We start from the raw sequence: 19,202 nt of genomic DNA, 5'->3' as shown, positions 1-19,202 counted from the left end.
GGCACGAGTATGTAAGTGGGAGGTTTTTTCGCATGACCAATTCTTTGCAACCTGCGTACGCGTTGGTTCCGGGTGCGAACCTGGAAGCCTATGTGCACACCGTCAACAGCATTCCATTGCTGACGCCGGAGCAGGAGCGTGAACTGGCCGAGAGTCTCTACTATGAGCAGGATTTGGGGGCGGCTCGGCAGATGGTGCTCGCCCACCTGCGATTTGTCGTACACATCGCCCGTAGCTATTCCGGCTACGGTCTGGCTCAGGCTGACCTGATCCAGGAAGGCAACGTCGGCCTGATGAAGGCGGTAAAACGCTTCAACCCGGAAATGGGTGTGCGTCTGGTGTCGTTCGCCGTGCACTGGATCAAGGCGGAAATTCACGAGTTCATCCTGCGCAACTGGCGCATTGTGAAGGTCGCGACCACCAAGGCCCAGCGCAAGCTGTTCTTCAACCTGCGCAGCCAGAAGAAACGTCTGGCGTGGCTGAACAACGAGGAAGTCCACCGTGTGGCGGAAAGCCTCGGCGTCGAACCACGTGAAGTGCGCGAGATGGAAAGTCGCCTGACCGGCCATGACATGGCCTTCGACCCGGCTGCAGAAGCTGACGACGACAGTGCTTTCCAGTCGCCGGCCAACTACCTGGAAGACCACCGGTACGACCCGGCGCGTCAGCTGGAAGATGCCGACTGGAGCGACAACTCCAACCACAACCTGCACGAAGCGCTGGAAGTGCTGGACGAACGTAGCCGCGACATCCTCTACCAGCGCTGGCTGGCAGAAGAGAAAGCCACGCTGCACGACCTGGCGCAGAAGTACAACGTGTCGGCCGAGCGGATCCGTCAGCTCGAGAAGAGCGCGATGAACAAGCTCAAATTGTCGATCGCCGCATAACCGGCGGTCAGGCAAACAAAAACGCCCCGATCAGCGATGATCGGGGCGTTTTCATTTCTGTTCCAACACAAATCCCTGTGGGAGCGGGCTTGCTCGCGAAGGCGTCGTGTCAGTCACCGACAATGCTGGCTGACCCACCGCCTTCGCGAGCAAGCCCGCTCCCACAGTGATCGATGGTGTCTGAATGATTGAATGTGGTTATTGGGCCCACGGCGCCCGACGCGAATCATCAAGCCCCAGCAAATAACTGGTTCCGCCCAACTGGCTCATCTGCTGCCGAATCCACCCGGCCCGGCGCGAAACATAAGCCGTCGGATGGCTGGCGCTCCACACTCGCGGGTTAGGCAGCACCGCCGCCAGATAACTCGCCTGCTGCCGCGACAGCGATTTGGCGCTCACGCCAAAGTGATGGCGGGCCGCCGCTTCGGCACCAAACACCCCGTCATCCCACTCGACGCTGTTCAGATAAACCTCAAGAATTCGCTGCTTGGGCCAGAACACCTCGATCAGTGCGGTGAACCATGCTTCCAGGCCTTTGCGCAGATAGCTGCGACCGGACCACAGAAACAGGTTCTTCGACACCTGCTGGCTCAAGGTGCTGGCGCCGCGAATCGAGCCGCCGAGTTCGTTGTGGGCCAGTGCAGCCTGGATCGCGCCGAAGTCAAAGCCCCAGTGCTCGGGAAATTTCTGGTCTTCGCCGGCCATGACCGCGACTTTGAGATCGTCGGAGATCTCGTCCCACGGTTTCCAGATGCGCTGCAGGTCAATCGGCTCGCCGTCGACCCAGGATTCGATCTTGCGCTCGACCATCAGCGCCGTGCCCGGCGGCGGCACGAAGCGAAACAGCAACACCAGCAATACACTGCCGCCCGCGAACCAGAGCAGGGCCTTCGTGAGACGACGCAAAAGTGAACGCAGCATAGAGATGGCTTGGCCGAACCGATAGAGCGGGCCATTATACAGACCCTGCCGAACGAGTCTGACTGGAGTTCCACATGCTGCGTGGCTTTCTGATGCTGGCCGCTTTCTTTGGTTTTACCGGTGTGGGCCTGGGCGCCTTCGCCGCGCATGGCCTGAAAAGCCGCCTGACCCCCGAGTATCTGGCGATTTTCCACACTGGCGTGACCTATCAACTGGTGCACACTCTGGCGCTGTTCGGCGTGGCGCTGCTGGCCACGCAGATTCAGGGGCGGCTGGTGACCTGGGCCGGCATTTCGTTCGCTGTCGGCATTCTATTGTTCTCCGGCAGCTTGTACGTGCTGACCACCACCGGCATCAGCAAGCTCGGCATCATCACCCCGTTCGGCGGTCTGGCGTTTCTGGTCGGCTGGCTGTGCCTTGGACTTGCCGCCTGGCGCCTGCAGTAAACCGCTTGACGCTTGGTGCTGACCTTTAGGTCATGATCGGGCTAGAATGCCACCCCCTAAAAATGATGGCGGCTTGGCGCATGCGCATTCAGTTGAACGGCGAATCCCTTGAACTGCCCGACGGCGAGACCGTTGCGGCCCTGATCACCCGTCTGGAACTGACCGGACGCCGGGTGGCAGTCGAACTCAATCTGGATATCGTCCCGCGCAGCCAGCATGCCGACACCATCCTCAACGACGGCGATAACGTCGAAGTGGTGCACGCCATCGGCGGCGGCTGATCGCCAGGCCCGCAAGGGCATAGAATTCTGCAAGACCCTCACCCCTAAAGAGGATTCCCCATGAGCATCGTTCGCAGCGACAAGCCTTTTGTTCTGGCCGGTCGTACTTACCAGTCGCGTTTGCTGGTCGGTACGGGCAAATACCGTGACATGGAAGAAACCCGCCAGGCCATCGAAGCCTCGGGTGCCGAGATCGTCACCTTCGCCGTGCGCCGCACCAACCTCGGCCAGATCGAAGGCGAGCCGAACCTGCTCGACGTGCTGTCGCCGGATCGCTACACCTTCCTGCCGAACACCGCCGGTTGCTACGACGCCATCGAAGCCGTGCGCACCTGCCGCCTGGCCCGTGAGCTGCTCGATGGTCACAACCTGGTGAAGCTGGAAGTGCTGGCTGACCAGAAAACCCTGTTCCCCAACGTGATCGAAACCCTCAAGGCCGCGGAAACGCTGGTCAAGGAAGGCTTCGACGTGATGGTTTACACCAGTGATGACCCGATCATCGCTCGCCAACTGGCGGAAATCGGCTGCATCGCGGTCATGCCGCTGGCCGGTCTGATCGGTTCCGGTCTGGGGATCTGCAACCCGTACAACCTGCAGATCATCCTCGAAGAAGCGAAAATTCCGGTGCTGGTGGATGCCGGTGTCGGTACCGCTTCCGACGCCACCATCGCCATGGAACTGGGCTGTGACGCGGTGCTGATGAACTCGGCCATCGCTCACGCCCAACAACCGGTGATGATGGCCCAAGCCATGCAACACGCGATCGTCGCAGGCCGTCTGGCCTACCTCGCCGGGCGCATGCCGAAAAAACTCTATGCCAGCGCCTCTTCGCCGCTGGATGGTCTGATCAAGTAAGAGCCATTGATGACTGAATCGAACGACACGCCTATCCAGACGGAAGAGGGCGACGAGCGCCAACACCGCCGCATCAAGAGCTTCGTGATGCGCGCCGGGCGCATGACCGAAGGCCAGCAACGGGGTCTGGACCAGGGCGCGCCGCTGTACGTGCTGCCGCTGGCCGACGCGCCGGTGGATTACGATCAGGTGTTCGGCCGTTCGGCGCCGCGCTCGCTGGAGATCGGTTTCGGCATGGGCCACTCGCTGCTGGAAATGGCCGCAGCGGCGCCGGATCAGGACTTCATCGGTGTGGAAGTACACCGTCCGGGTGTTGGCGCGCTACTCAACGGCGTGCTGACCCAGGGCCTGACCAACCTGCGGGTCTACGATTGCGACGCGATCGAAGTGCTCAACCGCTGCATCGCCGATAACAGTCTTGATCGCCTGATGCTGTTCTTCCCGGACCCGTGGCACAAGAGCCGTCACCACAAGCGTCGCATCGTTCAGGCGTCCTTCGCCGAACTGGTGCGCAGCAAGCTGAAGGTTGGCGGCATCCTGCACATGGCCACCGACTGGGAACCATACGCCGAGTACATGCTGGAAGTGATGAACGTCGCCCCGGGCTACCGCAACCTCGCCGAAGACGGCAAATGCGTACCGCGCCCGGCCGAACGCCCGATCACCAAGTTCGAACGCCGCGGCGAACGTCTTGGCCATGGCGTGTGGGATCTGAAGTTCGAGAAAATCTCCTGAGCATCACGCAAAACCCAATGTGGGAGCGGGCTTGCTCGCGAAAACGGTGAATCATTCAACGTTGATGTTGACTGATACGACGCCTTCGCGAGCAAGCCCGCTCCCACAGTTGTTTTGTGTGCTCAGAAATTACACGGTGGAGAGAAAGCGCGCCGGCACCTGTTCTGTCAGCCAGACGCCGTTTTCGGCCTGATAGAACTTGAAACCCTGTTCTTCCATCTGCCGTGCGGCGACTTTCAGAATCACCACGGTGCCATAGCGCTGCCCGACCGCCGAAGCGGTGTCGATGTCTTGGGAAAGATGCACGTGATGGCGTGACCCCGGGATCAGGCCTTGTTCTTTGATTGACTCAAGAAAGCGCGTCGCTGTGCCGTGATAGAGCGTTTGCGGTGGCTGTTTCTGCTCGAACTGCAAATCCACGCTTTTCGTTGAGTGACCTTGGACCGCACGAATCAGTTGGCCGTCCTCGGATATCGAGAAGCGCTTCTTGTCGCTACTTGTAACGACCGCTTCAATCAGTTCGTGATCCAGTTTACGACCGTCACGCGCAGCGCCCCTGATCAGCGCGTCTATATTCGCCCAGCCTTCAGAATCCAGCGTCAGACCAATCGCCTGAGGTTCGTGTCGCAATACGAAGCTGAGAAATTTGCTTGTCTCGTCCAACAGTTTTTTGCTCATGAACTTCCCTGTCATTGCGATCAACTGTGGGAGCGGGCTTGCTCGCGAAAGCGGTGAATCATGCAACGTTGATGTTGACTGATACGACGCCTTCGCGAGCAAGCCCGCTCCCACAGTTGTTTTTGGTGATGGCTGAAAGTCAGCGGCGGTCAGCGACTACGCCGATCAGGACGAGCACCACCAGCAACACCGGCGCCAGGCTGTAGTTGTTGAACTGGCTCAGGCCCTTGACCACCCATGGCGTCGCATAGATCAGCGCAGCGCCGCTGCCGATCACGCAAAGCAGGGCCATCAGCGGTACGCGCAGGGCGCCGGCGATGCTGCCCAGGCGTTGCTCGACCCAGCCTTTGAAGTCGGCGCCGAACAGCACCAGCAGGCAGCCCACCAGGGCCAGGGCGATTTCCGAGAGGTTGCTGCGGCTCCAGCGGGACACGGTGGCGAGCAGGTCGAGTATCAAATCCATGCGGTTTTCCTTAGGGCAGCCGTTTGAGGTGGGCTCAGCTCAGAAATTTCTGCAGCAGGTCGTTGAGAAACAGTTGTCCGCGCTCGGTGGCCGCCAGACGTGACGGTTCGACCTGCATCAGGCCGCTTTGTTCGGCCTCGCGGCGGTGTTCGGCGAGACTTTCCAGCGGCAGGCCGGTGCGTTCGGGATACAGGCGTGATTCCACCCCGGCAGTCAGGCGCAGGGCGTTCATCAGGAACTCGAACGGCATCTCATCGTTGCTCAGGGATTTCTCGCCAGCCTGGAAGCTCTTGGCCGGGTTGAGATAGTCCTTCGGCAGGCGCGTTTTCCAGGTGCGCACAATGCGCCCGTCCGGATGACTGAGCTTGCCGTGCGCGCCGGCGCCGATGCCGATGAAGTCGCCGAAACTCCAGTAATTGAGGTTATGCCGCGCCGGCCGCCCGGGCTGGGCATAGGCCGAGACTTCGTATTGCGCGTAACCGTGCGCGGCGAGCAGCGCTTGCCCGGCTTCCTGAATATCCCACAGCGTGTCGTCTTCCGGCAGCACCGGCGGCTGGTTCCAGAACACCGTGTTCGGCTCCAGTGTGAGCTGATACCAGGAGATGTGTGTCGGTTGCAGTTCGATGGCCTGGCGCAGATCACTCAAGGCATCTTCCAGCGACTGATCGGGCAAGCCGTGCATCAAGTCGAGGTTGAAGTTATCGAACCCGGCCTGACGCGCCATACCGGCCGCGCGCACCGCTTCGTCGCCGTTGTGGATACGTCCGAGGGCTTCGAGTTTCTGCTGCTGGAAGCTCTGGATGCCGATCGACAGGCGATTGATCCCGAGCTTGCGATACGCAACGAACTTCTCTTGCTCGAAGGTGCCGGGGTTGGCTTCCAGGGTGATCTCGATGTCGTGGGCGAACGGGATGCGCTGCTCGACGCCTTTGAGCAAGCGCCCGAGGGCTTGCGCGCTGAACAGGCTCGGCGTACCGCCACCGAAGAAGATCGAACTGATTTCACGGCCATACACCGCGTGCAGGTCCTGATCGAGATCGGCCAGCAAGGCGTCGACGTATTCCTCTTCTGGCAGCACCGGGCTGGCAGTGTGCGAGTTGAAGTCGCAATACGGACATTTGCGCACACACCACGGAATGTGGATGTACAGCGCCAGAGGCGGCAGCGCAGGCAGCAGCGCCCGAGGCGAAGAGGCGGCGCCGCCGATGATCAGCGACGACGCGGGGTGGCTGTCGGTCATTTCAGGCCCAGACGCTGGCGCAGCAGATCCATTGCACGGGCGCGGTGGCTGATCTGGTTCTTGTCGGCCGGGCTCAGTTCGGCGCTGGACACGTCACGCTCCGGCACCCAGAACAGCGGGTCGTAGCCGAAACCGTGCTCGCCGCTGGCGGCGGTCAGGATGCGTCCGTGCCACAGGCCTTCGCAGAGAATCGGCAGCGGATCATCGGCATGTCGCACCAGTGCCAGCACGCAGACGAACTGCGCGCCGCGCTCGGCTTGCGGCACGTCTTTGAGGGCCTCGAGCAGTTTGGCGTTGTTCGCCGCATCGCCCTTGCCGTCGGCATAGCGCGCCGAGTAGATGCCCGGTGCACCGCCGAGGAAATCCACCGCCAGACCGGAGTCGTCGGCCAGCGCCGGCAGGCCGGAGATGCGCGCAGCATTGCGCGCCTTGAGGATCGCGTTCTCGACGAACGACAGACCGGTTTCCTCCGGTTCGACCTTGCTCCATTCGCCGATCGAGCGCAGTTGCACCGAGTCGCCGAGCATGGCCTGGAGTTCCTTGAGTTTGCCGGCGTTATGGCTGGCCAGTACGAGTTGCGTGAGGTTCATCATTCGCCGGGAAAAAGTTCTTGGTTGAAGTTGATGGTGTTGACCTTGTCACCGTTCTGCACCCTGATTTCAAAGGTGCGGGTTTCCTGCTGCTCCACCGGGTACTGGGCGATGTAGTAGATCGCGCCCTGTTCGGTGACCTGGCGGAAGTTCAGCGGCACGCTTTGGCTGGTCAGGTCTTTGACCGTGCCGGTGACGTTGGCGATCAGCGGTTTGCCGTCCTTGATCACCGAGACGTTGATCACGCCCTGGTTCTTGCTGCGGATCAGCTCGGCTGCTTTGGCGATCTCGGGTGTCAGGAAGGTCGAGTTAAAGGTGTTGTAGTGCACGGTAACGTCACCGAACACTTCCTTGCGTTCGCCCTTGATGGCATCGGCGGCCATCGCCGACAGACTCAGGCAGGCGGCCAATAGCACAGTAATCAAGCGACCCATGATCGTTCTCCTCGAAATGTCGTGGTTCAGACCGCGACCCGATGATCTGCAAGCACCGGGCTGCTGACGCGGTAGATACCAATCTCACCTAACAGATTAGGCCATAGCTTACTGGCCCACCCGTGGCGGTGCTGTTGATCCACGGCAAGCCGATCAATGACCTTCGCATCACGTTCGCGACAAAGTTCTTCAAAGTCTTCGAAGGTGCAGAAGTGGATGTTCGGCGTGTTGTACCAGGTGTACGGCAGAAACTCCGACACCGGCATCCGGCCCTTGCTCGCCAGGTACCAGCGGCAGCGCCAGTGACCGAAGTTGGGGAAGGTGATGATGCACTGACGACCGACCCGCAGCATCTCGTCGAGGATCTTGTCCGGGTAATGCACGGCTTGCAGGGCCTGGGTCATGACGACGATGTCGAAGCTGTTGCTGGCGAAGTTGCCCAGCCCTTTGTCCAAGTCCTGCTCGATGACGTTGATGCCCTTGGCCACGCACTCGGCGATGTTGTCGGCGTCGTTTTCCAAGCCATAACCGGTGACGTTCTTGTTGTCGCGCAGCCAGGTCAGCAGTTCGCCGTCGCCGCAACCGAGGTCGAGCACGCGGCTGCCGGCGGGGATCCATTCCTGGATGATTTCCAGATCAGCTCTCATGGCTTGTTCACACCGTAATTCGGTTCATGTAATTGCCGAACGCCTGCAAATAGCGCGGGATCGGAATCAGGAAGGCGTCGTGGCCCTGGGGTGCGTCGATTTCCAGATAGCTGACGTCTTTGCGTGCCGCCATCAGCGCGTCCACCAGTTCTCGCGAGCGAGCCGGGGAGAAGCGCCAGTCGGTGGTGAACGACATCACACAGAACTTGGCGGTGGCGTTCTCGAAGGTTTTCGCCAGGTTATCGTCGAAGTTCGCCGCCGGATCGAAGTAGTCCAGCGCCTTGGTCATCAACAGATAGGTGTTGGCATCGAAACGTCCGGAGAACTCTTCGCCCTGATAGCGTAGATAGCTTTCGACCTGGAATTCGACGCTGTGGAAGTCGTAGTTGAGCTTTTCGCTCTTCAGGCCACGGCCGAATTTCTCGCCCATCGAGTCGTCGGACAGGTAGGTGATGTGTCCGACCATTCGCGCGAGCATCAGCCCGCGTTTGGGGATCACGCCCGCTTCCTGGAACGAACCGCCGTGGAATTCCGGGTCGGTGAGGATCGCCTGACGCGCGACTTCGTTGAAGGCGATGTTCTGCGCCGACAGCTTGGGCGCCGAGGCGATGGCCAGGCAGTGACGCACTCTATCCGGGTAGGTGATGGTCCATTGCAGTGCCTGCATGCCGCCGAGGCTGCCGCCGATCACGGCGGCGAACTGACGAATGCCGAGTAGATCGGCCAGGCGCGCCTGACTGTGTACCCAGTCTTCCACGGTGAGCACCGGGAAGTCGGCACCGAACGGCTTGCCGGTCTCCGGGTTGATACTGCTCGGGCCGGTGGAGCCGTTGCAGCCGCCCAGATTGTTCAGGCTGACCACGAAGAACTTGTTGGTGTCGATCGGTTTGCCCGGGCCGATGCAACTGTCCCACCAACCGGGCTTGCGGTCTTCGGCGCTGTGATAGCCGGCGGCATGGTGATGCCCGGACAAGGCGTGGCAGATCAGCACGGCGTTGCTCGCTTGCGCGTTCAGCGTGCCGTAGGTTTCGTAGATCAGGTCGTAGGCAGGCAGCGAACGGCCACAGGCCAGAGCCAGAGGTTCACTGAAGTGCGCCGTTTGCGGCGTCACCAGACCAACAGAATCGGGGGGAAAGGCAGCTGGCATCGACCCTGCTCTCGTTGAAATGAGGCGTAAGTCTAAAGACCGGGGGGGTTAGCGGCAAGCAACGATGGGGCCTGTTTGTTCGCTTTGGACCGAGGTGCGGCCATTCGCGAGCAAGCCCGCTCCCACAGGGGAATGCGATCTCCTGTGGGAGCGGGCTTGCTCGCGAATGGAGCGACTCGGTGGATCAGGCTGGACGCACCAGATCAGGCAACTCCGGCAGCCTCTTCGGCGCACAGATCTTCACCCGTTTCTGCCGGTTCAACTCGCCGCTGAGCAAACTGACCTGGCTCTTGGAGACTCCAAACGCCTTGGCCAGAAAGCCCATCAGATAGGCGTTGGCCTTGCCCTCGACCGGCGGTGCGGTGAGGCGGATCTTCAGGCGGTCACCGTGCAGCCCGGCGAAATCATCGCTGCGGGCTGCCGGTTGCAGATGACATTCGAGGATCAGGTCGTCCCCGTCCCAGCGAAACCAGCTCACATCAGCAGGCGCAGGATTTCCGGCATCATCGTCATCGCCGCGAGGTTGTTGATCACCAGCATGTCGATCAGCTTCAGCGCGAGGAAGGCGAAGATCGGCGACAGGTCCAGGCCACCGAGGTTCGGCAGAATCTTGCGGAACGGTGCCAGCGCCGGCTCGCAGATCTGGTTCACCAGTTCAGCACCCGGATTGTGGCTGCCTGGGGCGACCCACGACAGGATCACGCTGATGATCAGGGCGAAGAAGAAAATCTTCAGGAACAGCGCGGTCACGCCGATGATCGACCAGATGAACAGCTGCAGCGGGTTGCCGGTGGTGCCATAGGTCAGCAGCAGGGTCAGGGCCATCAGGGCCAGTTGCACCAGAATCGCCAGCACCAGCGACGACATGTCCAGACCGAATACGCTCGGGATAATCCGGCGCAGAGGCTTGAGCAGCGGCTGGGTAGCCTTGACCACGAACTGGCACAGCGGGTTGTAGAAGTTCGCGCGCACCAGTTGCAGGACGAAGCGCAACAGCACGATCAGCAGGTACAGACTGCCGAGGGTTTGCAGCACGTAAACCGCTGCGGTGTTCAATCCAATCATGTAAGGCTCCTTATTTGCCCAGTTGTTCGGCCATTTCGGCCGAGCGGTGCGCGGCGGCGCCGAGTGCTTTTTCTACCAGGGCTTCGAAGCCATTAGCCTGGAATGATTTGATCGCGGCCTCTGTGGTGCCATTTGGCGACGTCACGCGGCGGCGCAGTTCGGCAGCGTCGACATCGCTGGATACCGCCATGTGCGCGGCGCCCAGTGCCGTTTGCAGGGTCAGTTGTTCGGCGATTTCCTTTGGCAGGCCGAGTTTGACGCCAGCGGCGGTCATCGCTTCGATCAGCAGGAAGAAGTACGCCGGGCCGGAACCGGAGACGGCGGTCACCGCATCGAGTTGCTGTTCTTCGTTCAGCCACAGCGCGATGCCGACGGCGGACAGCAGCTCTTCAGCCTGCTGACGCTGTTCGGCGGTCACTTCGCTGGTGGCGTACAGACCGCTGACGCCCTGACGCAGCAGCGCCGGGGTGTTCGGCATGCAGCGCACGATCGGCTGCTCGCCAAGCCATGCGGTCATGCTCGCGCAGGTGATGCCGGCGGCGATCGACACCACCAGTTGTTTCGGCTTCAGGCTGGGACGGATGGCTTCGCACACGGCTTTCATCGCCTGTGGCTTGACCGCCAGCACGATCACGTCGACGCCGTCGATGGCCTGCGCGTTGTCGGCGAAGGTTTCGATGCCGTGTTCGGCGCTGACGCGTTGGCGGGTCTCTTCGCCCGGATCGCTGGCGCGAATGTGACTGGCTTGCAGACCCTTGGCCCGCAGGCCGCCGATCAGGCTGGCGGCCATGTTGCCGGCACCGATAAAGGCAATGCGTGTGTTGCTCATGTCAGGTCCTTTTTCAGATGGCTGTCGGTCATTGCTGACCGTAATCTCTGGCGCCAAACAGGGCGGTACCGATCCGCACCCAGGTGGCGCCTTGGGCGATGGCCGACTCGAGGTCGTGGCTCATGCCCATGGAAAGTGTGTCGAGCGGCAGATTCAGGCTGGCCTGCAAACGTTGCACTGCAGCAAAAGCGGCATCTTGTTCGGCGCGATCTTCGGTCGGCTCGGGAATCGCCATCAGCCCGCGCAGTTTCAACCGGGGCAGGGCGCTGATGGCCTCGGCCAGCGCCGGCAGGTCGGCCGGAGTGCAGCCAGACTTGCTGGCCTCACCACTGACGTTGACCTGAATGCAGATGTTCAGCGGCGGCAACTCGGCCGGGCGCTGTTCGGACAGGCGTTGGGCGATTTTCAGGCGATCCACGGAGTGCACCCAGTCGAAATGCTCGGCGATGGCGCGAGTCTTGTTCGATTGAATGGGGCCGATGAAGTGCCAGATCAAGGGCAGGTCGGCCAGTTCGAGCTGTTTGCCCAAGGCTTCCTGCAGATAATTCTCACCGAAGTCACGCAGGCCGGTGGCATGGGCTTCACGCAGGTCTTGTGCGGGTTTGGTCTTGCTGACCGCCAGCAACTGCACGCTGTTTTCACTGCGCCCGGCCGCTGCGGTGGCAGCCTGGATGCGCGAACTAACCAGTTGGATGTTGTCTGCTATCGTGGACATCAAGAGGCGCCGGCGGTCTGAAGGTTCGCGGCATTCTACTGGAATTGAGGAGCGCTATGGATATCACTGAATTGCTGGCGTTCAGCGCCAAACAGGGCGCTTCCGACCTGCACTTGTCGGCCGGTCTGCCGCCGATGATCCGCGTCGATGGCGATGTGCGGCGGATCAATCTGCCGGCGCTGGATCACAAGCAAGTGCACGAATTGATCTACGACATCATGAACGACACCCAGCGGGTCGACTTCGAGAAACAGCTGGAAACGGATTTCTCGTTCGAAGTCCCCGGCGTGGCGCGCTTTCGGGTCAATGCGTTCAACCAGAACCGTGGCGCCGGCGCGGTGTTCCGCACCATTCCCTCGAAAGTGCTGAGCATGGAAGACCTCGGCATGGGCGATGTCTTTCGCAAGATCACCGATGCCCCGCGCGGGCTGGTGCTGGTGACCGGGCCGACCGGGTCCGGCAAATCCACCACGTTGGCGGCGATGATCGATTACCTCAATACCCATCGCCATCACCACATTCTCACCATCGAAGACCCGATCGAGTTCGTCCACGAATCGCGCAAATGCCTGATCAATCAGCGCGAAGTCCATCGCGATACCCGCAGCTTCGCCACGGCGTTGCGCTCGGCGCTGCGCGAAGACCCGGATGTGATCCTGGTGGGTGAGATGCGCGACCTGGAAACCATTCGCCTCGCACTGACTGCCGCTGAGACCGGGCATCTGGTGTTCGGCACGCTGCACACGACGTCCGCCGCCAAGACCATCGACCGTGTTGTCGATGTGTTCCCGGGCGACGAGAAGTCTATGGTGCGCTCGATGCTGTCGGAGTCGTTGCTGGCCGTGGTGTCGCAGACGCTGATCAAGAAGATCGGCGGCGGGCGGGTGGCCGCGCACGAAATCATGCTGGGAACGTCGGCGATCCGGAACCTGATCCGCGAGGACAAGGTGGCGCAGATGTATTCGGCGATTCAGACCGGCGGTTCGTTGGGGATGCAGACACTCGACATGTGCCTGAAGGAGCTGGTGACCAAAGGCTTGATCAGTCGCGAACATGCGCGGGAGAAGGCGCGTACGCCGGATAATTTCTAAGAGAGGTTTGTGTTGCGTTCACTGGCCTCTTCGCGAGCAAGCCCGCTCCCACATTGGATCTGTGTCGTTCACAAATCAAATGTGGGAGCGGGCTTGCTCGCGAAGGGGTCAATACTGCTTGAACAGATTCTGGATCAGTCAGCTCAGCGCTGAACCACACGCATCTGCTTGCCAGCCGGTTCTTTCGGCAACACACGCTTGGCAACCACGTAATGCTGCTGCCAGTACGGCTTGTTCAGCGTATCGATGCTCACCGCTTTGCCACGGCGTGGTGCGTGGATGAAGCGGTCGTTGCCCAGGTAGATGGCAACGTGGTTGACCCGACGGCTCTTGATGTTGAAGAAAATCAGGTCGCCCGGTTTCAGATCCTTGCGTTCGACTTTCTCGCCATGCCCGCTGGCCATCGCGTTGGAAGTGCGTGGCAGGTCGAACGTGGCGTCGTTGAACGCATATTTCACCAGCCCGCTGCAATCAAAGCCTTTACTTGGGCTGCTGCCGCCCCAACGGTATGGAGTACCGAGGACGTTCACCGCACGGCTCAGGACGTTGCTGCTTTCCTTGTTGGCCATCGGTGGCACCAGCTTGCCGTTATTCTTGCTGGCGAGCGTGGTGTGTTTCGTTTGTTTGCTGCTCTTGCTCGAAGGAGCCGAAGCATGGGATTTAGGGGTGAAACCGTTAACGTTGGGAAGACGTTGCTCACGATTGGTGGCGTGGGCGGCCAGTGGCATTAATAGGCAAATAGTTAGCCATGTCTTGAAAAATGGTCGCATTAGGCGTGGCTCTTATGTGGTAGCGCGCAACTTTATAACAGCTTTTTTGTCCCTTCCGAGGCCGTTGGTCGATTCCATCGGAGGGCAACGGAACCAAACAAGCGGCAAACGGACGCAATTGTCGGACAGAAGTCCGGTGCTATAAGGCTTTGACGGACGACACGGTAACATTTGCCGTACGTCGGCTACATGTAAAAAAGTCACAAAGAATTAAAGAAAATTTATCTATCGTGTGAATCGAGGTCTTCATGAACCGCTATCAGCAGGTTGCAGCACCGCAGGATACACACAGCAAAATCATCGGTTATCTGCTGTGGATTTTTGGTTTCACCGGCGCTCACCGCTTCTATTACGGCAAGCCGGTGACCGGGACGATCTGGTTCTTCACCTTCGGTCTGCTGGGCATTGGCTGGCTGATCGACGTGTTCCTGATCCCGGCAATGGATCGCGAGGCGGATCTGCGCTTCACCGCAGGGCCGATCGAATACAACGTGGCGTGGATTCTGCTGACGTTCCTGGGTGTGTTCGGCGTGCACCGGATGTACCAGGGCAAGTGGATCAGCGGGTTGCTGTATCTGCTGACCGGCGGGTTGTTCTTTCTGGGGGTGCTGTATGACTTCTGGACGCTGAATGATCAGGTTTCGGTGCGCAACGCGCAGAATCGCGGCGCCTTCCAGTAAATGAAAAGAGGGGCAGGCCGCGGGCGCAGTTCGTGCGCTGGCAGGCCCCTCGAATTCCGGTATTGCATCTGTGTTATTTCAAATGAGCGAAGGTTTGCATTTGAAAAACGACAAACGTAAGAGCAGTGACACCATAAAGTATTGCAATGATGGCGTGATGGGGCATGGACCAGTACACAATCCGGTCAACCAAAATCATCAGCGATACTGTTGAAATCAAGTAGGCTGATATTTTCAATAACAGACTTGCGAATGATTTAGTGTGTGCCCAGCGTAATAAGAGAACCTGCAGTAGGTGCGTTAGCGTCAGCGTAAGAAAAATAATCAGTGTTACACCAATGGGCAGGCCGATTGAATCCTGATTAACACCATAAGTTTCTGTTTCGAGGTTCTTTACTAGTATTAGTGCTCCTGCGCCAGATGTAAGTGCGAGAGTGGTCAGGTATATATGGCTTGAAAGCTTGTAAGTTCTGCTCATTCGCTCTCCGTGGCGCAGGTGTCTATAAAAATATTTATATTCATGGGGTGGCATTAAACCCGGTTCCGCTTAGCCTTATTTTATGGTCACCGAAGATTTCGATCTCATAATGCGTTCCGGAAAACACCCTGCCTGCTGTCGTTAATAACTCAAGGGCAGTTGATCTGTTGCTTGCGTCGAAGTCGTAAGTATCAGTGTAGGCTCTGATGACACCATCGAAACCCAAGATCCAGCATTGTCTCGGGTAAAATTTCCTTCCATTTTTAACGTTATTCTTCCTAGATAAGCTCCTGTGACATTGCTGTCATTGATAGTGGCGTAAGGAATTTTGGGGTCTGATAAGTAATAAGTGCCAGCCTCTTGAGTGCTTGCGATAGAGCTTGCCAATAATGGCAGCTCATTGGCCGTGACATTCAGACCAATATTATTGATGTTAACCCTCATCCTTTCACCATTACCCCAAAGATAATGAGCGAAAGCTTTGATCGGGCTAAAGGTGCCTCCTGAGAGTTCTGTTGTGAGTGTTTCGTAATTCAGGTTGTACGGGGCAGTGGCTGAGACTTTGATCAACGCTACTATGGGGCTTAGTTTTTGCTGTGCCGCGAATGAATCAGCCAGGCTGAAGTTGATGACTTTGTTCTTGAAGTAACCATGGCTGATAATGGTGGAGCTGTTTAGTAAGTAGTTGTCGCTTTCTGTGATTCTCCAAAGTTCTCGAATTCCACCCAAGGTGTCGTTATTAATTGCCTTGCTGACCTTTTGCAGTTCATAGGTGAAAGCTTTGATTCCGGATTTCATTTCAAGCCAAGCATGAAACATATCCATTTCTGCTGAGGTTATTACGGGGCCAGTGCTCATTGGTAGTGAGTAGGTTTGGCCGTTATTTGTAATGATGGCTTCTCCGGCGCCTTGCCAGTCTGCTACTGCGTAGGTTCCCCAGCTGAATCCGGTGTCGACTGTAAAGCCGCCAGAGTTTCCTGTTGTACCTCTGGTGACAATAGGGGGAAGCGTAAGTCCATTTTTCATAGGTTCATCCTTGTGGGAATTGGTTGTCCTTCTGACGGTTTGATATTAATGGCTGTGCGTATATGTCGCCTAAAGTAACTTTGTAGGGTGTTTCTGATTGTGTGGAAGCTGTTTTTACAGGCGGGTAAAGCATCGGATATTTCTTTACGGCGGGTGGCCGCTTTCCTACGCCACTTGGTGTAGGCCTATCGGCGGGAATGGCGGGAATGGCGGGAATGGCGGGAATGGTGGGAATGGTGGGAAGGATATGTCTGTTGCGAGCAATGATTTTGAGGGAAGCTTATTCATAAAAATGTTTGTCGCAAATCAAATGAAACTCAAGAGATAGCAGGCCATTGCAGCCTGCTATCTCTTGTCTTCAGGCCTCGTGGCTGATCCGCCCATCCACCAGCGTATAGCGCACCACACCCGGCAGGGTGTGACCGAGGAACGGGCAGTTCTCGCCCTTCGACAGCCAGCCTTCACCAGCCACGGTGGAGGCTTTCGGATCGAACAGCACGATATCCGCCGCACCGCCCACCGCCAGTTTGCCCGCCGGCAGACGCAGCGCGTCCGCAGGCCCGGCACTCAGGCGCGCCAGCAGGGTCGGCAGATCCAGCAAACCATCATCAACCAGCGTCATCGCCAGCGGCAGCAGCAATTCGACACTGCTGATGCCCGGCTCGGTCGCACCGAACGGTGCCAGTTTGGCGTCGCGTTCATGCGGCTGGTGATGGCTGGAGATCGCCGAAATCACCCCGGATTTCACTGCTTCACGCAGGCCATCGCGGTCGGCGCGGGTGCGCAGCGGCGGTTGCACGTGATACAGGCTGCTGAAGTCGATCAGCGCTTCATCGGTGAGGATTAGCTGATACAGGGCGACATCTGCGGTGACCTTCAAACCACGGGCCTGCGCCTGAGCGATCAGGGCCACGCCGCGCGCGCTGGTCAGTTGGCTGAAGTGCGCGCGCACGCCGGTCTGCTCGACCAGCAGCAGATCGCGAGCCAGAGCCACGGTTTCAGCGGTTTCCGGAATCCCCGGCAGGCCGAGGAAACTGGCGACCGCGCCTTCATGGGCCAGACCGCCATCGGCCAGATCATGATCTTGTGAATTGAAAATCACCGTCAGGTCGAAGGTCGCCGCGTATTCCAATGCCCGGCACAGGGTGCGGGTGTTGCGGAAACTCTCCAGACCATTGCCGAACGCTACACACCCGGCGTCGCGCAGCGCCACCAGCTCTGCAAGCTGTTCGCCGTCCAGACCTTTGCTCAGCGCGCCGATCGGGAACACCTTGGTGTTGCCGGCTTCGCGGGCGCGGTCGAGGATCAGTTCGGCCACGGCCGAGGTGTCGAGCACCGGTTTGGTCTTCGGCGGGCAGCACAGGCTGGTCACGCCACCGGCCGCTGCGGCGCGGGTTTCGCTGGCGATCGTGCCTTTGCGACTGTAGCCCGGCTCGCGCAGGGCCACGTTCAGGTCGACCAGGCCCGGTGCTGCAACCAGACCGCTGGCGTCGATGGTTTCCACTGCGGTGAAACCGGCCGGTGCGGCGCCGAGGGCGACGATCTTGCAGGCTTCAACGTGAATGTCGGTGATTTGATCCTGGCCGCTGCTTGGATCGATGACGCGGGCGCCGAGAATGCTGAGCTTCACTGGGCGTTCTCCTGCTCGAATTGACGTTGCGCTGTTTGCCCGCTCATGGCCATCGACAGCACGGCCATGCGGATGGCGATGCCGTAGGTCACTTGATTGAGGATCACTGAGTGCGGGCCGTCGGCCACCGCGGACTCGATCTCCACCCCACGGTTGATCGGCCCCGGGTGCATGACGATGCAATCGGGTTTGGCCCCGGCCAGACGTGCGGTAGTCAGGCCGAACAGGCGGTAGAACTCGCCTTCGCTCGGCAGCAGGCCGCCGGTCATGCGTTCACGCTGCAGGCGCAGCATGATCACCACGTCGACGTCCTTCAGGCCTTCATTCATGTCGGTGTAGACCTTGACGCCGTACTGCTCGATGCCGATCGGCAGCAGAGTCTTCGGCGCGATCACGCGGATGTCCGGGCAGCCGAGGGTCTTCAGCGCGAGCATGTTCGAGCGCGCCACCCGCGAGTGCAGGATGTCGCCGACGATCGCCACCGAGAGGTTTTCGAAACCGCCCTTGTGCCGACGGATGGTGAGCATGTCGAGCATGCCTTGGGTCGGGTGCGCGTGACGGCCGTCGCCGCCGTTGATGATTGCCACCTGCGGGCAGACGTGTTCGGCGATGAAGTGTGCCGCGCCGGAATCACCGTGGCGCACGACGAACATGTCGGCGGCCATGGCTTCGAGGTTGCGCAGGGTGTCGAGCAGGGTTTCACCTTTACTGGCCGACGAGGTCGACACGTTCAGGGTGATCACGTCCGCCGACAGCCGCTGGGCCGCCAGTTCGAAGGTGGTGCGGGTGCGGGTGGAGTTTTCGAAGAACACGTTGCACACGGTCTTGCCGCGCAGCAACGGGACCTTCTTCACCGCCCGGGCACCGACTTCGAGGAACGAGTCGGCAGTGTCGAGGATTTCCGTCAGCAACTCGCGGCGCAGGCCGTCGAGCGAGAGGAAGTGGCGCAGCTGGCCCTGATCATTGAGCTGCAGCGGGCGCTTGGTATCTAGAGGCGTCATCGCGAGGGGGACTCTCAATAAGGGCGGGTTAGGAATTCAGGTCTTGCAGTTCGAGCGTCAGCGGCTCCGGGCCGGACAGCTTGACCCGCTCATTGGCAGCCAGCGACAGGGTCGCACCCACCACGTTCGGACGGATCGGCAGCTCGCCGGCGTCCAGGTCGAGCAGGCAGACCAGGGTCACGCTGGCCGGCCGGCCGTAGTCGAACAGTTCGTTCATGGCGGCGCGGATGGTGCGGCCGCTCATCAGTACGTCATCGATCAGCACCAGATGCTGGCCTTCGATTTCGAAGGGCAGGGCCGAGGGGCGCACTTGCGGGTGCAGGCCGTTCTGGCTGAAGTCGTCGCGGTAGAAGGAAACATCCAGCGTGCCCAGCGGTGCGTCGCTGGCCAATTCCTTGAGCAAGGCCTGAGCAACCCAGATGCCGCCAGTGCGGATGCCGATGTAACGCGGTTCGCTGATATCACGCTGTGCAAGGTGCGCCTTGAGGCGGGTCGCCATCTGGCTGATCAGATCGGCGGGATTGGGCAGGCTCATGGTTGCTCCTTCGTGATTCCGAGCCGCGTCCTGCCGGACGTGGCTGGGTTTATAACCA

24 protein-coding genes and 1 pseudogene are annotated in these 19,202 nt (G+C 59.7%); 7 read left to right on the top strand and 18 right to left on the bottom strand.

The genetic code is table 11. The features are described 5' to 3' along the window. The first annotated feature begins 32 nt into the window (after window positions 1–32). Window positions 33–887: an RNA polymerase sigma factor RpoH gene (gene rpoH / locus AC1RBR_RS25430; protein WP_003229146.1), complete on the top strand. Its 855-nt coding sequence runs from the start codon at window positions 33–35 to the stop codon at window positions 885–887. A gap of 198 nt (window positions 888–1,085) precedes the next feature. Here the strand turns inward: rpoH and mtgA are convergent, their stop codons facing one another. Further along, window positions 1,086–1,808, bottom strand: coding sequence for a monofunctional biosynthetic peptidoglycan transglycosylase (mtgA, locus tag AC1RBR_RS25425; protein ID WP_492567061.1), 723 nt, complete (start codon window positions 1,806–1,808; stop codon window positions 1,086–1,088). Between the two features lie 74 nt (window positions 1,809–1,882). On the opposite strand from mtgA, the gene AC1RBR_RS25420 reads away from it, so the two are divergent. The 4 genes from AC1RBR_RS25420 (at window position 1,883) to trmB (ending at window position 4,125) form a co-directional block, all read left to right on the top strand. Next, window positions 1,883–2,254, top strand: a complete 372-nt coding sequence (locus AC1RBR_RS25420) for a DUF423 domain-containing protein (protein ID WP_003229144.1) — start codon at window positions 1,883–1,885, stop codon at window positions 2,252–2,254. 80 nt (window positions 2,255–2,334) lie between these two features. Then, window positions 2,335–2,535 carry a sulfur carrier protein ThiS gene (gene thiS, locus AC1RBR_RS25415; RefSeq protein ID WP_166495319.1) on the top strand — a complete coding sequence of 67 codons (201 nt, stop codon included), beginning with the start codon at window positions 2,335–2,337 and terminating at the stop codon, window positions 2,533–2,535. Between the two features lie 60 nt (window positions 2,536–2,595). Beyond that, window positions 2,596–3,390 carry a thiazole synthase gene (locus AC1RBR_RS25410; protein ID WP_047297148.1) on the top strand — a complete coding sequence of 265 codons (795 nt, stop codon included), beginning with the start codon at window positions 2,596–2,598 and terminating at the stop codon, window positions 3,388–3,390. A gap of 9 nt (window positions 3,391–3,399) precedes the next feature. Continuing rightward, the gene (gene trmB / locus AC1RBR_RS25405; protein ID WP_047297147.1) at window positions 3,400–4,125 is read left to right on the top strand and encodes a tRNA (guanosine(46)-N7)-methyltransferase TrmB; all 726 of its coding nucleotides are present in this window, start codon (window positions 3,400–3,402) and stop codon (window positions 4,123–4,125) included. 129 nt (window positions 4,126–4,254) lie between these two features. On the opposite strand, the gene AC1RBR_RS25400 is transcribed toward trmB, so the two are convergent. The 11 genes from AC1RBR_RS25400 to AC1RBR_RS25350 form a co-directional block, all read right to left on the bottom strand. After that, window positions 4,255–4,803, bottom strand: a complete 549-nt coding sequence (locus AC1RBR_RS25400) for an RNA 2'-phosphotransferase (RefSeq protein WP_166495321.1) — start codon at window positions 4,801–4,803, stop codon at window positions 4,255–4,257. A 139-nt stretch (window positions 4,804–4,942) separates the two neighbouring features. Further along, window positions 4,943–5,266 (bottom strand): DUF3392 domain-containing protein, encoded by a 324-nt coding sequence (locus AC1RBR_RS25395; RefSeq protein ID WP_003229134.1) that lies wholly within the window; start codon window positions 5,264–5,266, stop codon window positions 4,943–4,945. Window positions 5,267–5,300: 34 nt separating this feature from the next. After that, window positions 5,301–6,506, bottom strand: coding sequence for a radical SAM family heme chaperone HemW (gene hemW, locus AC1RBR_RS25390; protein ID WP_492567058.1), 1,206 nt, complete (start codon window positions 6,504–6,506; stop codon window positions 5,301–5,303). After that, a complete protein-coding gene (rdgB, locus tag AC1RBR_RS25385; RefSeq protein WP_134784874.1) occupies window positions 6,503–7,099 on the bottom strand; it encodes an RdgB/HAM1 family non-canonical purine NTP pyrophosphatase in 597 nt (198 codons plus the stop codon). The genes hemW and rdgB overlap by 4 nt, the downstream gene beginning before the upstream one ends. Next, window positions 7,096–7,530, bottom strand: coding sequence for a DUF4426 domain-containing protein (locus tag AC1RBR_RS25380; protein ID WP_492567056.1), 435 nt, complete (start codon window positions 7,528–7,530; stop codon window positions 7,096–7,098). Before AC1RBR_RS25380 ends, rdgB begins: the two co-directional genes overlap by 4 nt. Window positions 7,531–7,556: 26 nt before the next feature. Continuing rightward, the gene (gene metW / locus AC1RBR_RS25375; RefSeq protein WP_003229126.1) at window positions 7,557–8,177 is read right to left on the bottom strand and encodes a methionine biosynthesis protein MetW; all 621 of its coding nucleotides are present in this window, start codon (window positions 8,175–8,177) and stop codon (window positions 7,557–7,559) included. 7 nt (window positions 8,178–8,184) lie between these two features. Next, window positions 8,185–9,324: a homoserine O-succinyltransferase MetX gene (metX, locus tag AC1RBR_RS25370; protein ID WP_443531951.1), complete on the bottom strand. Its 1,140-nt coding sequence runs from the start codon at window positions 9,322–9,324 to the stop codon at window positions 8,185–8,187. A 184-nt stretch (window positions 9,325–9,508) separates the two neighbouring features. Further along, complete coding sequence (locus AC1RBR_RS25365) at window positions 9,509–9,802, bottom strand: DUF167 domain-containing protein (RefSeq protein ID WP_492567055.1); 294 nt, start codon at window positions 9,800–9,802, stop codon at window positions 9,509–9,511. Beyond that, on the bottom strand, window positions 9,799–10,389 hold the full coding sequence (locus AC1RBR_RS25360; protein WP_102358357.1) for a YggT family protein: 591 nt from the start codon (window positions 10,387–10,389) through the stop codon (window positions 9,799–9,801). The genes AC1RBR_RS25365 and AC1RBR_RS25360 overlap by 4 nt, the downstream gene beginning before the upstream one ends. A gap of 10 nt (window positions 10,390–10,399) precedes the next feature. Next, on the bottom strand, window positions 10,400–11,218 hold the full coding sequence (gene proC, locus AC1RBR_RS25355; RefSeq protein WP_492567053.1) for a pyrroline-5-carboxylate reductase: 819 nt from the start codon (window positions 11,216–11,218) through the stop codon (window positions 10,400–10,402). A gap of 28 nt (window positions 11,219–11,246) precedes the next feature. Further along, the gene (locus AC1RBR_RS25350) at window positions 11,247–11,933 is read right to left on the bottom strand and encodes a YggS family pyridoxal phosphate-dependent enzyme (RefSeq protein ID WP_492567051.1); all 687 of its coding nucleotides are present in this window, start codon (window positions 11,931–11,933) and stop codon (window positions 11,247–11,249) included. Window positions 11,934–11,989: 56 nt separating this feature from the next. Here AC1RBR_RS25350 and AC1RBR_RS25345 point away from each other — a divergent pair, with 56 nt between their 5' ends. Further along, window positions 11,990–13,024: a type IV pilus twitching motility protein PilT gene (locus tag AC1RBR_RS25345; protein WP_492567050.1), complete on the top strand. Its 1,035-nt coding sequence runs from the start codon at window positions 11,990–11,992 to the stop codon at window positions 13,022–13,024. Between the two features lie 143 nt (window positions 13,025–13,167). On the opposite strand, the gene AC1RBR_RS25340 is transcribed toward AC1RBR_RS25345, so the two are convergent. Next, a complete protein-coding gene (locus AC1RBR_RS25340; protein ID WP_095137539.1) occupies window positions 13,168–13,794 on the bottom strand; it encodes a C40 family peptidase in 627 nt (208 codons plus the stop codon). A gap of 248 nt (window positions 13,795–14,042) precedes the next feature. On the opposite strand from AC1RBR_RS25340, the gene AC1RBR_RS25335 reads away from it, so the two are divergent. Next, window positions 14,043–14,474: an NINE protein gene (locus tag AC1RBR_RS25335; RefSeq protein WP_095137538.1), complete on the top strand. Its 432-nt coding sequence runs from the start codon at window positions 14,043–14,045 to the stop codon at window positions 14,472–14,474. A 73-nt stretch (window positions 14,475–14,547) separates the two neighbouring features. Here AC1RBR_RS25335 and AC1RBR_RS25330 read toward each other — a convergent pair whose 3' ends face one another. The 5 genes and pseudogenes from AC1RBR_RS25330 to pyrR all read right to left on the bottom strand — a co-directional run bounded on the left by AC1RBR_RS25330 (window position 14,548) and on the right by pyrR (window position 19,144). Continuing rightward, window positions 14,548–14,952, bottom strand: coding sequence for a hypothetical protein (locus AC1RBR_RS25330; RefSeq protein WP_456018138.1), 405 nt, complete (start codon window positions 14,950–14,952; stop codon window positions 14,548–14,550). A gap of 40 nt (window positions 14,953–14,992) precedes the next feature. Further along, a pseudogene (locus AC1RBR_RS25325) lies at window positions 14,993–15,750 on the bottom strand (lipid II-degrading bacteriocin). Between the two features lie 586 nt (window positions 15,751–16,336). Continuing rightward, the gene (locus AC1RBR_RS25320) at window positions 16,337–17,608 is read right to left on the bottom strand and encodes a dihydroorotase (protein WP_492567047.1); all 1,272 of its coding nucleotides are present in this window, start codon (window positions 17,606–17,608) and stop codon (window positions 16,337–16,339) included. Then, window positions 17,605–18,609 (bottom strand): aspartate carbamoyltransferase catalytic subunit, encoded by a 1,005-nt coding sequence (locus AC1RBR_RS25315; protein ID WP_003229107.1) that lies wholly within the window; start codon window positions 18,607–18,609, stop codon window positions 17,605–17,607. The genes AC1RBR_RS25320 and AC1RBR_RS25315 overlap by 4 nt, the downstream gene beginning before the upstream one ends. Window positions 18,610–18,637: 28 nt before the next feature. Next, entirely contained in the window at window positions 18,638–19,144 is a 507-nt protein-coding gene (gene pyrR, locus AC1RBR_RS25310) for a bifunctional pyr operon transcriptional regulator/uracil phosphoribosyltransferase PyrR (RefSeq protein ID WP_027610583.1), read from the bottom strand. Between the last annotated feature and the right edge of the window lie 58 nt (window positions 19,145–19,202).

This window comes from Pseudomonas sp. GW823-FHT01D03 (genome assembly GCF_058798255.1).
Note: the sequence above shows the minus strand (reverse complement) of the source record. Positions and strands in the feature narration are given on the sequence as shown.

What these genes read in the sequence shown, in the direction of transcription:
- AC1RBR_RS25330 (WP_456018138.1), bottom strand. Translation starts at nt 14,952, where the DNA reads ATGAGCAGAACTTACAAGCTTTCAAGCCATATATACCTGACCACTCTC.
- AC1RBR_RS25345 (WP_492567050.1), top strand. Translation starts at nt 11,990, where the DNA reads ATGGATATCACTGAATTGCTGGCGTTCAGCGCCAAACAGGGCGCTTCC.
- AC1RBR_RS25400 (WP_166495321.1), bottom strand. Translation starts at nt 4,803, where the DNA reads ATGAGCAAAAAACTGTTGGACGAGACAAGCAAATTTCTCAGCTTCGTA.
- mtgA (WP_492567061.1), bottom strand. Translation starts at nt 1,808, where the DNA reads ATGCTGCGTTCACTTTTGCGTCGTCTCACGAAGGCCCTGCTCTGGTTC.
- metX (WP_443531951.1), bottom strand. Translation starts at nt 9,324, where the DNA reads ATGCCAGCTGCCTTTCCCCCCGATTCTGTTGGTCTGGTGACGCCGCAA.
- AC1RBR_RS25380 (WP_492567056.1), bottom strand. Translation starts at nt 7,530, where the DNA reads ATGGGTCGCTTGATTACTGTGCTATTGGCCGCCTGCCTGAGTCTGTCG.
- AC1RBR_RS25315 (WP_003229107.1), bottom strand. Translation starts at nt 18,609, where the DNA reads ATGACGCCTCTAGATACCAAGCGCCCGCTGCAGCTCAATGATCAGGGC.
- metW (WP_003229126.1), bottom strand. Translation starts at nt 8,177, where the DNA reads ATGAGAGCTGATCTGGAAATCATCCAGGAATGGATCCCCGCCGGCAGC.
- rdgB (WP_134784874.1), bottom strand. Translation starts at nt 7,099, where the DNA reads ATGATGAACCTCACGCAACTCGTACTGGCCAGCCATAACGCCGGCAAA.
- AC1RBR_RS25350 (WP_492567051.1), bottom strand. Translation starts at nt 11,933, where the DNA reads ATGTCCACGATAGCAGACAACATCCAACTGGTTAGTTCGCGCATCCAG.
- AC1RBR_RS25395 (WP_003229134.1), bottom strand. Translation starts at nt 5,266, where the DNA reads ATGGATTTGATACTCGACCTGCTCGCCACCGTGTCCCGCTGGAGCCGC.
- hemW (WP_492567058.1), bottom strand. Translation starts at nt 6,506, where the DNA reads ATGACCGACAGCCACCCCGCGTCGTCGCTGATCATCGGCGGCGCCGCC.
- thiS (WP_166495319.1), top strand. Translation starts at nt 2,335, where the DNA reads ATGCGCATTCAGTTGAACGGCGAATCCCTTGAACTGCCCGACGGCGAG.
- AC1RBR_RS25360 (WP_102358357.1), bottom strand. Translation starts at nt 10,389, where the DNA reads ATGATTGGATTGAACACCGCAGCGGTTTACGTGCTGCAAACCCTCGGC.
- AC1RBR_RS25335 (WP_095137538.1), top strand. Translation starts at nt 14,043, where the DNA reads ATGAACCGCTATCAGCAGGTTGCAGCACCGCAGGATACACACAGCAAA.
- proC (WP_492567053.1), bottom strand. Translation starts at nt 11,218, where the DNA reads ATGAGCAACACACGCATTGCCTTTATCGGTGCCGGCAACATGGCCGCC.
- pyrR (WP_027610583.1), bottom strand. Translation starts at nt 19,144, where the DNA reads ATGAGCCTGCCCAATCCCGCCGATCTGATCAGCCAGATGGCGACCCGC.
- trmB (WP_047297147.1), top strand. Translation starts at nt 3,400, where the DNA reads ATGACTGAATCGAACGACACGCCTATCCAGACGGAAGAGGGCGACGAG.
- rpoH (WP_003229146.1), top strand. Translation starts at nt 33, where the DNA reads ATGACCAATTCTTTGCAACCTGCGTACGCGTTGGTTCCGGGTGCGAAC.
- AC1RBR_RS25410 (WP_047297148.1), top strand. Translation starts at nt 2,596, where the DNA reads ATGAGCATCGTTCGCAGCGACAAGCCTTTTGTTCTGGCCGGTCGTACT.
- AC1RBR_RS25420 (WP_003229144.1), top strand. Translation starts at nt 1,883, where the DNA reads ATGCTGCGTGGCTTTCTGATGCTGGCCGCTTTCTTTGGTTTTACCGGT.
- AC1RBR_RS25340 (WP_095137539.1), bottom strand. Translation starts at nt 13,794, where the DNA reads ATGCGACCATTTTTCAAGACATGGCTAACTATTTGCCTATTAATGCCA.